Source organism: Nonomuraea sp. SBT364 (genome assembly GCF_001083785.1).
GTDB lineage: Bacteria > Actinomycetota > Actinomycetes > Streptosporangiales > Streptosporangiaceae > Nonomuraea.
The window spans coordinates 1-12811 of the sequence record NZ_LAVL01000039.1; the positions used below are offsets into that span (position 1 = coordinate 1).

Below are 12811 nucleotides of genomic sequence, written 5' to 3' on the forward strand. Positions count from 1 at the left end.
ACCCACAGCCCGCCCGCGCGCCACCTCCGGCCCGCGGCCCCGAGGTGAGGCGCGGGCAGGTCAGTGGCGGTCGCGGTGGCGGCGGGTGTGCGGCCGGAAGTCGGCGTCACGGCCCCGGCCCTCGTGCGGGCGGCCCTCGTGCGGGCGGGCGCCGTGGCCGAAGAGCCAGCGGACGATCTGGCGGTGGCGTCTGGCGTACGCGCGGTGCCGGCCGCGCCGGCCGCGCTCCTCACCGGCCTCCTCCTCGCCCTCTTCCAGGCCCGGCGTGTTGCCGCCGCCGAAGCGGCCCATGTCGGGCCCGGGAAAGCCCCTGGGCTCCGTGCCGCGCAACGCGCCCCGCATGGAGTCCACCCAGATCGGCCCAGGCAGCGAGGCCCCCTGGACGGAGCCGTAGTACTGGTCCCCGATCCGCACGTCGGTGAGGGGATGCTTGTAGGAGCCGCGGATGTCGCCGACGCTGACGGCGGCCGCCAGGTGCGGCGTGTAGCCGGCGAACCAGGCGGAGGTGTAGCCGTTGTTGGTGCCCGTCTTGCCCGCCGCCGGCCGGTCCAGGTCCTGGCCCTTCATCGTGCCCTTGTCGAACACGCCGGTCAGCACCCAGTTGACCGCGTCGGCGACCTGCCGGTCGATCACCTGGTCGCAGGCGGGTGAGACGTGCGTGCGCCGCCCGTCCCTGCCGACGAGCTCGGTGATCGCCAGCGGCTCGCAGTAGCGCCCCCGGGCGGCGAACGCGGCGAACGACGCCGCCACCGTCAGCGGGTCCATCTCGTTGACGCCGAGCGTGAACGTCGGCACCTCGCGCAGCGGGGTCCCGTCGGCGCGCACCACGCCGAGCGCCTTGGCGGTCTTGACCACGTTGCAGAGCCCGACCTTGCGCTCCAGCATCATGTAGAAGATGTTGACCGACTTCCAGGTGCCGGTCGACAGGCTGTGCGGCCCGCCCTTGCCCTCGCCGCTGGCGTTGTGGATCTCGGTGCCGGGGTCGTTGACCGGCCGTCCGGAGCAGTCGCGATACCCCTGCGCCGGCGTCATCGAGCCCGGCGTGTCGAAGCCGTCGTCGAACCGCCAGCCCTGCTGCAGCGCCGTCGCCAGCGTGAACACCTTGAACGTGGAGCCCGCCTGCAGCCCCTGGCCGCCGCCGTGCCGCACGTCGGCGACCAGGTTGAAGGTGGTCCTGGGGCCGTTCTTCTTGTTGCCCGGGTTGCGGCCGAACCGCTTGCTGGCCGCCATCGCCCTGATCCAGCCGGTGCCGGGCTCGACCATGGCCTCGGCCGCCACCTCGGTGTCGTCGGGCGCGACCCGCTGCCGGATGGCCTGCTCGGCCGCCCGCTGCGCCCGCGGGTCCAGGCTCGTCCTGACGACCAGGCCGCCTTTGGCCAGCCGGGCCCGGCGCACCGCCGCCGTCGCGCCGAACACCTCGTTCGTCATCAGCTCGCGGTGCACGTACAGGCAGTAGTAGGGGTAGTCGCTCTGCGCGCAGCCGCCCGGCTCGGGGCGCAGCCTGATGTCGAGCTCGCTCGCCTTGGCCTCGGCCGCCTGCGCCTGGGTGATCAGCTTCAGCCCGGCCATCCGGTCGAGGACGAGGTCGCGCCGCATCTTCAGGCGCGCCCGGTGCTCCTGGCCGATGGACGGGTCGGTCGAGTACGGGGCGCGGACGGCGCCGGCCAGCGTGGCCGCCTGGGTCAGCGTCAGCTCGGCGGCCGTGGTGGAGAAGAACCGCCTGGCCGCCGCCTCGACGCCGTGGGCGCCGGCACCGAAGTAGGCGATGTTGAGGTACTTCTCCAGGATCTCGTCCTTGCGGTACTTGCGCTCCAGCGCGAGCGCCAGCCGCAGCTCGGTGATCTTGCGAGCCAGGTTGGGGGCGCGGGCCCGGTCCCGTTCCTCGTCGGTACGGGCGCTCTCGACCAGGATGTTCTTCACCAGCTGCTGGGTGAGCGAGGAGCCGCCCTGCTTGATGCCGCCCGCCTGGGTGTTGGTGATCAGCGCCCGGAGCGTGCCGATGACGTCGAGGCCGCCGTGCTCGTAGAAGCGGGCGTCCTCGATGGCGACGATGGCCCGGCGCATCACCGCCGACACCTTCTCCAGCGGCACGACGGTCCGGTTGGCCTCGTAGAACTGGGCGAACGTCCTGCCGGTGCGGTCGACCAGCCGGGTGACCTGCGACAGCGGCTCTTCCCGGGGCGCGGGCGGCAGGTTGTTGAAGGTGTCGGCGACGCTCTGGGCGCCTATCCCGGCTCCGCCCACGACGGGCGCGGCCAGTGCCGCGACCAGCACCCCGCTGAGCGCCCCCGCCGCCCCGAGCCTGGTGATGGATTTGAGCACAGTCACGCAGATGATCTGCTACCGCCCGATCACCGGCAAACGACCCGCTCTTAACTCTTTACTCTCCTCTGCGGATGTTCAGACCAAGCGACTCGAACTGCTCGAACGGGTGATGATAGCCGCGCTCGATGTGGTGCACGCCGCGCAGGGTGGACGTCCCGTCGGCCACCGCCGCCGCCAGCACGGCCGAGAACCCGGCCCGGATGTCGGGCAGCACCACGTCGGCGCCCTTGAGCTGCGACACGCCGCGCACCACGGCCGAGTGCCTGGCGTTGGTGTCGTGGTAGCGGCAGGCGGGGCCGCCCAGGCACTGGTCGAACACCTCGATCTCGCAGCCCATGCTCTGCAGCGCGGGCACGTACACGAGCCTGTTCTCGAAGACCGTCTCGTGCAGCACCGACATGCCCTGGCTCTGCGTGAACAGCACCATGAGCGGGGTCTGCCAGTCGGTCATGAACCCGGGATGGGTGTCGGTCTGCACCGCGGCGGCGCGCAGCCCCTCCGGCGGGGCGGTCGCGCAGACGTACTCGTCGTTGATGTCGAACTGGGCGCCCATCCTGGCCAGCGTGGTGATCGCGGTGACCAGCCGGTCCTGCGGGCAGCCGTGCACCCGCACCTCGCCGCCCGTGATCAGCCCCGCCGCCAGGTACGAGAACGCCTCGATCCGATCGCCGGCCAGCCAGGTGGAGGCGCCGCGCAGCCGCTCCACGCCCTCGATGACGATCCTGCGGTCCGGCGACAGCTCGATCCTGGCGCCCATCCGCTGCAGGAACAGCGCCAGCTCCACCACCTCGGGCTCCATCGCGGCGTTCTTCACCACGGTCTTGCCCTCGGCCAGCACCGCCGACATGAGGATCGTCTCGGTCGCGCCCACGCTCGGGTAGGGCAGCTCCAGCCGGGTGCCGTTGAGCCGTTTGGCCTTGGCGTAGATGCCGGTGTCGCCCACCTCCACCTCGGCGCCCATCGCGCGCAGCGCCTCCACGTGGAAGTTGACCGGCCGCCTCCCGATCGGGTCGCCGCCCACCAGCGGCACGAACGCCTCACCCGCCAGGTGCAGCAGCGGCCCGAGCATGAGGATCGGGATGCGGTTCAGCCCGGTGAACGCGTCGGGCACGCGCGGCATGATCTCCGGGCCGCGCGCGATGCGGATCTCCGTCCGGCCGATCTCCACGTTGATGCCCAGCGCGCGCAGCATGTCGGCGGTGATGCCGACCTCGCCCACCTCGGGGGCGTTGTGGATGCTGCTCTCGCCGCTGCCCAGCATGGCGGCCACCATGTGCTTGGACACGCCGTTCTTGGACCCGCGCACGACGACGTCGCCCCGGAGCGGGCCGGAGGGTTCGATGAGCCAGACCTTCTCTTCAATCACGAAGTGAGCCTAACCGGGAGATACCATCGGTCTGGCAGAGACGCAGAACGCGAAGGGGAGTGGCGTGGCGAGGGAAGTACGCGTTTTCGCGGTCACTGTCCTCTCTCTCGCCGCACTGGGGGTGGTCGCCGGGCTGGCGTGGTCCGCCCTGTCGCCCCGGCCGCCCTATCTGGTCACCGCCGAGGCGACGGTGCTCGCCGACCCGTCCACGCAGGCACTGATCGCCGCCGACGGCTGGTTCGCCACCGTGACCGGCGGGCTCGGGCTGGCGTGCGGGGCGCTCGCCTGGTTCCTGAGCCGCCGGCGGCAGCTCGGCGCGCTGCTCGGGCTCTGCGCGGGCGGCGCGCTGGGCGCGTACGTGACGCTCTGGGTGGGGTCGGCGGTCACGATCGGCGTGGTCACGGTGGAGGCCGCGGCGGCGCCCGGCGCGGAGCTGACGCCGGGGCCGCTCCAGCTGACGGCCAAGGGCGTGCTGGTGTTCTGGCCGCTGCTGTCGGTGGGGCTGTTCGGGCTGCTGGAGGGCATGCACGGCTACCGCGAGTCGCCGCTGCGCCGGCCGTACGGGCTGGCCCCGCCGCTGCCCCCGCCCCCGGCCGACCGCTAGCGCCTCAGAACGGCGGGCGGCGCAGGCCGTGGCCGGTGGCCTGCTCGAACGCCTTGGCCACGCGCAGCACCCGGGCGTCCTCGAACGGCCGTCCCACGATCTGCACCCCGACGGGCAGCCCGTCCGGCGTGAACCCGGCCGGCACGGAGGCGGCCGGCGCGTGCAGCACGCTCACCCAGTACGCCGACCGCATCCAGGTCAGGTAGTCGGGCAGCTCGACCCCGTTGATCTCGCGCACGTACGGCTGCTCGGCGGGGAACGGCGGCACCTGGCTGACGGGCGCGATGAGCACGTCGTAGTCGTCGAAGAAGGCGGCCATCCGCTGGTAGAGGCGGCTGCGCGCGCGCTCGGCCGTGGCCAGGTCGGCGCCGGTGACCCGGCGGCCCTGCTCGACGTTCCACGCGGTGTTGGCGCCCAGCCCGTCGAGGTCCCCGTAGGCCAGCGCGTAGAACCACGCCCGGTAGGTGCGGAAGGCGACGTCGGCGTCCGTCAGGTCCAGCTCCACCTGCTCCACGCGGGCCCCGAGCCGCTCGAACACCGCGGGCGCGGTCGCCGTGACCGCCGCCGTCGCGGCGTCCACCGGCAGCCCGCCGAGGTCCGGGCTCCACGCCACCCGCAGCCCGGCGACCCCCTCCTCGGGCTCCGCCCCGAAGGGCTCCCTGATCGCGTACGGCGACCGCGGATCGAATCCTGAGATGACCGACATCATCAGCGTGAGGTCGTCGACCGTCCTGGCCATCGGCCCCTGCACGGACAGCGTGTACCAGGCGGCGATCTCGGACCGGTTCGGCACCCGCCCCGGCGTCGGCCGCAGGCCCGCCACGTTGCAGAACGACGCCGGGTTCCGCAGCGACCCGCCCATGTCGGAGCCGTCGGCCAGCGGCGTCATCCCGCAGGCGAGCGCCACGGCCGCGCCCCCGCTGCTCCCCCCGGCGGACTTGGTGAGATCGTACGGGTTGCGGGTGACCCCGAAGACCTCGTTGACCGTGTGGGAGCCGGTGCCGAACTCGGGCGTGTTGGTCTTGCCGAGCGAGATGGCGCCGGCGTCCTTGAGCCGCCGGACGATGAGGTCGTCCTCGTCCGGGACGTGCCCGGCGAACAGCGGCGAGCCGTAGGTCGTGCGGATCCCGGCGGTGTCGGCCAGGTCCTTGTGCGCGACCGGCACCCCGTGCAGCGGCCCCCGGGGCTCCCCCGCGTCGGCGGCCTTGGCCGCGTCCAGCGCCTGCTCGGCGGCCAGCGTGACGATGGCGTTGACCGCCGGGTTCACCTGCTCGATGCGGTCCAGGTGCGCCTGCAGCAGTTCGACGGCGCTCACCTGGCGGGTCCTGACGAGGCGGGCCATCTCGGTCGCGGTCAGGTAGTACAGCTCGCTCATCCTGCGATCCTCCCGCACCGCGCCGGCCGCGACGACGGCAAGGGTTGCCATCTCCTAGGATGCCGGAATGTCCGCCCCGTCCCAGCCCACGCCCCAGGTCCCGCTCCGGTCCACGCCCCAGGTCCCGCTCCGGTCCCGCCCCGGTGACGCCGCCGACGTCGCCCGGGTATGGGACGCCCGCGCCGACCGCTACCTTGAGCTCTTCCGCCACGAGCTGGCCGGCAAGCCCTTCGACCGGGAGGTCCTGGCGGCGTTCGCCGGGCGGGTCGGCGCGGGCGGCCGGGTGCGCGACGCCGGCTGCGGGCCGTGCGGGCACGTGACGGCGCTGCTCGCCGGGCACGGACTCGACGTGCTGGGCGTCGACCTGTCGCCGCGCTGCGTGGAACTGGCCCGGCGTGAGCATCCCGGCTGCCGGTTCGAGGTGATGGACCAGCGGGCCGGCGGGGACCGGCTCGACGGGCTGGTCTCGTACTACTCGCTGCACGACCAGCCGAAGAGCGAGCTGGCCGGCACGTTCGCGGCGTGGGCCCGGCTCCTCCGGCCGGGCGGCGAGCTGCTCGTCGTGGCGAAGGAGGGCACCGGCGACGGCGTCGTCGACGACCCGCTGGGCACCGGGCTCCGGGTCTACTGGGCGGAGTTCGCGGCGTCCGAGCTGGAGGCCGCGGCGCGGGCGGCCGGGTTCGTGATCGGCGAGATCACCACCCGTGAGGCGTACGACGACGAGATCCCGACGCGGCGGATCTACCTGCCGGCCACCCGCCCCTGAGAGCTCAGGGCCACAGGCGGGGCGGTGCGGGTCAGGCGCCCAGGCAGGCCGGGCCCAGCAGCTCCTTCAGGTCGCCCATCAAGGCCGGCGAAGGCGCCACCCGGAGCCGGTCGTCCACCCGCATGACGGTGGTCTTCGGCCCGTTGTGCACCTGCAGATGCACCTCGGAGGTCCCCGGGTGCGTCGTCAGGATCTCCTTCAGCCGGCTCACCACCGGCGGGGTGCACCGGGTCAGCGGCAGGCTCACCAGCAGCGGCCCGCCCGCCTCCTGGGTCAGGTCGGGAGCCGTCACCTCCATGGCGATGATCTTGGCGACGTCCTCCCGCTTGTCGATGCGCCCCTTGACGAAGACGATCGCGTCCTCGGCCAGGATCGTCGAGCACAGCTGGTAGGCCGACGGGAAGATCATCACCTCGATGGCGCCTTCGAGGTCCTCCAGCTGGGTCAGGACCCAGGTGTCGCCCTTCTTGGTGACCTTGCGCTGGACGCCGCTGAGGATGCCGCCCACGGTGACGACCTGGCCGTCGGAGCGGCTCTCGTCCTGGACGGCGGCGATCGAGCAGTCGGCGCCCGAGGCGAGGATGTGCTCGACGCCGAACAGCGGGTGGTCCGACACGTACAGGCCGAGCATCTCCCGCTCGAACTGCAGCAGCGTGTTCTTGTCCCATTCGCCGGCCGGGATCTGCACGTCGAAGGTCTGGTCCTCGCCGCCGTCGATGGCGCCGAACAGTGAGTCCTGGCCGATGGCCTCGTTCTTCTTGATGTCGATGATGGCGTCGACGGCCTGCTCGTGCACCATGACCAGGCCCTTGCGGACGTGGCCGAGCGAGTCGAAGGCACCCGCCTTGATCAGCGACTCGATGACGCGCTTGTTGCAGACGATCGCCGGGACCTTGCGCAGGAACTCCTTGAAGTCGGCGAAACGGCCCTTCTCCTTGCGGGCGGAGATGATGCCGTCGACGACGTTGCCGCCCACGTTGCGCACGGCCGACAGGCCGAAGCGGATGTCGGTGCCGCGCGGGGTGAAGTCGAAGTCGGAGTCGTTGACGTCCGGCGGGAACACCTTGATGCCCATGCGGCGGCACTCGTTGAGGTAGAGGGCCGACTTGTCCTTGTCGTCCTTGACCGACGACAGCAGCGCGGCCATGTAGGCGGCCGGGTGGTTGGCCTTGAGGTAGGCCGTCCAGTAGGACACCAGGCCGTAGGCGGCCGAGTGGGCCTTGTTGAAGGCGTAGTCGGAGAACGGCAGCAGGATGTCCCACAGCGTCTTGACCGCCGAGTCGGAGTAGCCGTTGGCCTTCATGCCGGCCTCGAAGGACTCGAACTGCTTGTCCAGCTCGGCCTTCTTCTTCTTGCCCATGGCGCGGCGCAGCAGGTCGGCCTTGCCGAGCGAGAACCCGGCGACCTTCTGCGCGATGGCCATGACCTGCTCCTGATAGACGATCAGGCCGTAGGTCGTGTCGAGGATCTCGGCGAGCGAGTCGCGGAACTCCTCGTGGATGGGCGTGATCTCCTGCTGGCCGTTCTTGCGCAGGGCGTAGTTGGTGTGGGAGTTGGCGCCCATCGGGCCGGGCCGGTAGAGGGCGCCGACGGCCGAGATGTCCTCGAAGTTGTCGGGCTTCATCAGCCGCAGCAGCGAGCGCATGCCGCCGCCGTCGAGCTGGAAGACGCCCAGCGTGTCGCCCCGGCCCAGCAGCTCGTAGGTCTTGCGGTCGTCGAGCGGGAGCTTGAGCAGCTCGATCCACTCGCCGGTGTTGGACTGGATCATCTTCAGGCAGTCGTCGATGATCGTGAGGTTGCGCAGGCCCAGGAAGTCCATCTTCAGCAGGCCGAGCGTCTCGCAGGTCGGGTAGTCGAACTGCGTGATGATCGCGCCGTCGGAGTCGCGGCGCATGATCGGGATGTGGTCGGTGATCACCTCGGCCGACATGATCACGCCCGCGGCGTGCACGCCGGTCTGCCGGATCAGGCCCTCCAGGCCCTTGCCGAGGTCCATCGTCGCCTTGACGTCGACGTCCTCCTCGTAGAGCCTGCGCAGCTCGCCCGCCTCGTTGTAGCGCGGGTGGTCCTTGTCGAAGATGCCCGCCAGCGGGATGTCCTTGCCCATGACGGCGGGCGGGAACGCCTTGGACACCTTGTCGCCGAGCGCGTAGGGGTAGCCCAGGACGCGACCGGCGTCCTTGATGGCGGCCTTCGCCTTGATGGTGCCGAACGTGGCGATCATGGCGACCTTGTCGGCGCCCCACTTCTCCGTCACGTAACGGATGACGTCGCCGCGCCTGCGCTCGTCGAAGTCGATGTCGACGTCGGGCATGGAGACGCGGTCGGGGTTGAGGAACCGCTCGAAGATCAGGCCGTGCGGCAGCGGGTCGAGGTCGGTGATGCCCATCGCGTACGCCACCAGCGACCCGGCGGCCGAGCCTCGGCCGGGGCCGACCGGGATGCCGTTCTCCTTGGCCCACATGATGAAGTCGGCCACCACGAGGAAGTAGCTCGGGAAGCCCATCTGCTCGATGATGCCGATCTCGTACTCGGCCTGCCTGCGGTGCTCGTCGTCGTAGCCGTCGGGCCAGCGGCGGTCCATGCCCTCCCAGACGGTCTTGCGGAAGAACTCGGTCTCCGTCATGCCGTCGGGGATGGGATAGGTGGGCATCAGGTTCTTGAACTCGAAGAACCCGGTGGGGTCGACCTTCTCGGCCACCAGCAGCGTGTTGCGGCAGCCCTCGGCCCACAGGTCGGAGGAGTCGACGGCGCGCATCTCGTCGGCGGTCTTGATGTAGTAGCCGCTGCCGTCGAAGCGGAACCGGTCGGGGTCGGACAGCTGCTTGCCGGTCTGGATGCACAGCAGGGCGTCGTGCGAGGCGGCGTCGGACTCGTAGGTGTAGTGGGAGTCGTTGGTGACCAGCGGCGGGATGGCGAGCTCTTTGCTGATGCGGGTCAGCCCGTCGCGGACGCGGCGCTCGATGTCGAGGCCGTGGTCCATGATCTCCAGGTAGAAGTTGTCCTTGCCGAAGATGTCCTGGAACTTGGCGGCCGCCTTGAGCGCCTCGTCGTACTGGCCGAGCCGCAGCCGGGTCTGCACCTCGCCGGAGGGGCAGCCGGTGGTGGCCATCAGGCCCTTGGAGTGCTCGGCCAGGATCTCGGCGTCCATCCGCGCCCACTTGCGCACGAAGCCCTCGGTGTAGGCGCGCGAGGACAGCTTCATCAGGTTGTGCAGGCCGGTCTTGTCACGCGCCCAGATCGTCATGTGGGTGTAGTAGCCACCCGCCGAGACGTCGTCCCTCTTCTGGTGCGGCTCGCCCCACAGCACCGGCTTCTTGTTGTGGCGCAGCTCCGGCGCCACGTAGGCCTCGATGCCGATGACCGGCTTGATGCCGGCGCCGGTGGCCTGCCGGTAGAAGTCGTAGGCGCCGTGCATGTTGCCGTGGTCGGTGATCGCGATCGCCGGCATGCCCAGGTCGCCGACCTGTTTGAACATCTGCTTGAGGCGCGCGGCACCGTCGAGCATGGAGTATTCGGTGTGCACATGCAGATGGACGAACGAGTCGCTGGACGACATGGAGCGGCGCCTCCCGGTCTGATGTGATTGTGCGCTCCGACTCTAGTGGTCCCCGCCGACACTCCGGGCGCGGCGTGCCGGACGCCGCCGCCGCCCCGCGCGCCGATATCGTCGGCATCACGGAACGTGACGAAGGAGACACCGGGTGCGTACGGAGACGGACGAGGGATACAAGCCCGCTCTGGGCAACCGGCAGGTGCAGATGATCGCCATCGGCGGGGCGATCGGCGTGGGGCTGTTCCTCGGCGCCGGCGGCCGGATGGCGGCCGCCGGCCCCGCGCTCGTGCTGTCGTACGCCGCCGCCGGCCTGGCCGCGTTCTTCGTCATGCGGGCCCTGGGCGAGCTGGTGCTCCACCGGCCGACGTCGGGCGCGTTCGTGGAGTACGCGGGCGAGTTCGTGGGGCCGTGGGCGGCCTTCGCCAGCGGCTGGATGTACTGGCTGAACTGGGCGTTCACCGGCATCGCCGAGCTGACCGCGATCGCCACGTACGTCCACTACTGGGCGCCGGCGTTCCCCCAGTGGCTGACCGCGCTGCTGGCCCTGGCCTTCGTGCTCGTGGTGAACCTGCTGTCGGTCAAGCTCTTCGGCGAGCTGGAGTTCTGGTTCGCGCTGCTGAAGGTGCTGGCCATCGTCACGTTCCTGGTCGTCGGGCTGGTCCTGGTGGTGTTCACCGTGGGACAGGCCGGGCCGCAGAACCTGGTCGCGCACGGCGGCTTCCTGCCCACCGGGTTCCCCATGGTGCTGATGAGCCTTCAGTCGGTGGTCTTCGCGTACGCCTCCATCGAGCTGGTCGGCATCGCCGCGGGCGAGACGGCCAAGCCGCACGAGGTCATGCCGAAGGCCATCAACGGCGTCGTGTGGCGCATCGCGATCTTCTACGTGGGGTCGGTGCTGCTGCTGGCCATGGTGCTGCCGTGGACCGCGTACGAGGCCGGCACCTCGCCGTTCGTCACCGTCTTCGCCGGGCTCGGGGTGCCGTGGGCCGCCGACGCGATGAACCTCGTGGTGATCACCGCGGCGCTGTCGTCGTGCAACTCCGGCCTGTACGCGACGGGCCGCATCCTGCGGTCGATGGCCCGCAAGCGGGAGGCTCCCGGGTTCGCCGCGGCGCTCAGCTCCCGGCGGGTGCCGATCGGCGGCATCGTGTTCACCGCCTCGATGTTCCTGGGGGGCGTGGCGCTGTTCTACTTCCTGCCGACGCGGGCGTTCAACATCGCCACCGCCGTCGCCTCGCTGGGCGTGATCACCACGTGGGGCACGCTGGTCTACTGCCAGCTCCGGCTGCGCGCGACCGGGCACCGCTCGGCGTTCCCGATGCCCGGCAGCCCGTACACCAACTGGATCACGCTGGCCTTCCTCGCGCTGGTCGTGCTGCTGATGCCGTTCGCGGACGAGGACCAGCGGGTCGCGTTCTACCTGCTGCCGGTCGTCGCGGGGGCGATCGCGCTGGGCTGGGCGGCGCTCAGGAGGCGGCGCACCGCGGCCATCGCCGATCCCGCCGTGGCCGAATGAGCGCCCGCGCCTGATCATCCGGTGTTCTAGGCTCGATGGCGCAATGGCCGTCACCGGGGGGAGGCAGCGCTGGACGAGGCGGACGCGCGCACGCGACCACGGGCGGGACTCGGCGCGAGACTGAAGGCCGCGGCGCACCGGCTCACCGGGATCGCCCGGGATGCCGTGATCACTCCGGTCACCCAGGGCGCCGGGATCGCGCGGATCGTACGGATCGGGGTGGCGGTCGCGATCGGCGGCGCGCTGGCGCTGTCCGTGGTGCCGCTCGGGCTGCACACACTGGCCGGCTGCGCCGTGCTCGACCTGGGCTGTCCCCCGCGGGAGCCACGCGGGCGGCTCCCGGAGCTGACCCGGCTGACGCCCGTGGAGGTGGCGCTGAGCGGCGGTTACGTGGCGCTCGGCGACTCCTACTCCTCCGGCGAGGGCGTCTACGAGAGCGAGCAGGCGCCGGCCGGCGAGGGCGCGGCGCGCTGCCACCGCTCCCAGGGCTCCTACGCGCCGCAGGTGGCGGGCGCGCACGCCTTCGGCGGCGGCGCCGGCTTCTGGGCCTGCAGCGGCGCCACCACCGGCCAGCTCCTGCGCGGACAGTACGGGCACGCGCCGCAGGTCAGCCGGGTGACGGCGGAGACGACCCTGGTGACGCTGAGCATCGGCGGCAACGACGCCGGTTTCGCCCCGGTGCTGACCGAGTGCATCGCCAAGCTGCCGTGGTCATCGGCATGCGTCGACCAGGACGCCGAGGTACGGCGGCGGATCGAGGAGCTGCGGCCCCGGCTGCGCGAGGTGCTCGCCCAGATCCGGGCGCGGGCGCCGCGGGCGCGGGTGATCGTGCTCGGCTACCCCCGGCCGTTCCCCGCCGAGCCGTCGAAGGGCGTCACCAACCTCTCGGTCACCGACCAGCGCTGGCTCAACGGCGTGACCCGGCGGCTCAACGACGTGGTGGGAGCGGTGGCGCGGGAGTTCGAGCAGCTGATCACCGCGTTCGGCGCGCCGGGGAGCGTGGAGTACGTGGACGCCTACGACGCCTTCGACGGGCACGAGGTGGGCCGGCCGCGCCCGTACCTGAACGGGCTGGTCGTGGACCTGGACGAGCTGACCGTCAACGCGCGCAGCTTCCACCCCACCGCCGACGGCTACCGGCGGTTCGCCGGCCTGGTCAACGAGCGCATCGTCGCCGGGCCCGGCCGCCCGATGAACGACTTCCGCCTCACACCGCCCTGACCCGCCCGCCCGCGGCTGCGGGGCCGCTTCTCAGGATCGCCGGCGCACCACCCGGCCGCGCGCCCACCAGCGAGGCGGGTGG

The 12811-nt window shown here is 71.4% G+C and carries 8 protein-coding genes; 4 read left to right on the plus strand and 4 right to left on the minus strand.

Going from position 1 to position 12811, the window contains the following annotated elements; translation table 11 throughout:
• Positions 1-60: 60 nt before the first annotated feature.
• Together ADY59_RS19350 and murA are read right to left on the minus strand one after the other, a co-directional pair.
• The gene (locus tag ADY59_RS19350) at positions 61-2328 is read right to left on the minus strand and encodes a transglycosylase domain-containing protein (protein ID WP_231618785.1); all 2268 of its coding nucleotides are present in this window, start codon (positions 2326-2328) and stop codon (positions 61-63) included.
• Positions 2329-2380: 52 nt separating this feature from the next.
• Positions 2381-3691, minus strand: coding sequence for a UDP-N-acetylglucosamine 1-carboxyvinyltransferase (murA, locus tag ADY59_RS19355; protein ID WP_231618786.1), 1311 nt, complete (start codon positions 3689-3691; stop codon positions 2381-2383).
• Between the two features lie 64 nt (positions 3692-3755).
• Here murA and ADY59_RS19360 point away from each other — a divergent pair, with 64 nt between their 5' ends.
• Complete coding sequence (locus tag ADY59_RS19360) at positions 3756-4295, plus strand: hypothetical protein (RefSeq protein WP_049564053.1); 540 nt, start codon at positions 3756-3758, stop codon at positions 4293-4295.
• 4 nt (positions 4296-4299) lie between these two features.
• Here ADY59_RS19360 and ADY59_RS19365 read toward each other — a convergent pair whose 3' ends face one another.
• On the minus strand, positions 4300-5721 hold the full coding sequence (locus ADY59_RS19365; protein ID WP_231618787.1) for an amidase: 1422 nt from the start codon (positions 5719-5721) through the stop codon (positions 4300-4302).
• Between the two features lie 16 nt (positions 5722-5737).
• On the opposite strand from ADY59_RS19365, the gene ADY59_RS19370 reads away from it, so the two are divergent.
• A complete protein-coding gene (locus ADY59_RS19370) occupies positions 5738-6436 on the plus strand; it encodes a class I SAM-dependent methyltransferase (protein ID WP_082310234.1) in 699 nt (232 codons plus the stop codon).
• A gap of 31 nt (positions 6437-6467) precedes the next feature.
• On the opposite strand, the gene dnaE is transcribed toward ADY59_RS19370, so the two are convergent.
• Positions 6468-9995, minus strand: a complete 3528-nt coding sequence (gene dnaE, locus ADY59_RS19375; protein ID WP_049564057.1) for a DNA polymerase III subunit alpha — start codon at positions 9993-9995, stop codon at positions 6468-6470.
• A 145-nt stretch (positions 9996-10140) separates the two neighbouring features.
• On the opposite strand from dnaE, the gene ADY59_RS19380 reads away from it, so the two are divergent.
• Positions 10141-11508: an amino acid permease gene (locus tag ADY59_RS19380; RefSeq protein ID WP_049564059.1), complete on the plus strand. Its 1368-nt coding sequence runs from the start codon at positions 10141-10143 to the stop codon at positions 11506-11508.
• A gap of 165 nt (positions 11509-11673) precedes the next feature.
• The gene (locus ADY59_RS19385; RefSeq protein WP_049564061.1) at positions 11674-12729 is read left to right on the plus strand and encodes an SGNH/GDSL hydrolase family protein; all 1056 of its coding nucleotides are present in this window, start codon (positions 11674-11676) and stop codon (positions 12727-12729) included.
• The last annotated feature ends 82 nt before the right edge of the window (positions 12730-12811 follow it).

Coding starts and splice junctions, on each gene's coding strand:
- ADY59_RS19365 (WP_231618787.1), bottom strand. CDS start 5,721: ATGGCAACCCTTGCCGTCGTCGCGGCCGGCGCGGTGCGGGAGGATCGC.
- ADY59_RS19370 (WP_082310234.1), top strand. CDS start 5,738: ATGTCCGCCCCGTCCCAGCCCACGCCCCAGGTCCCGCTCCGGTCCACG.
- dnaE (WP_049564057.1), bottom strand. CDS start 9,995: ATGTCGTCCAGCGACTCGTTCGTCCATCTGCATGTGCACACCGAATAC.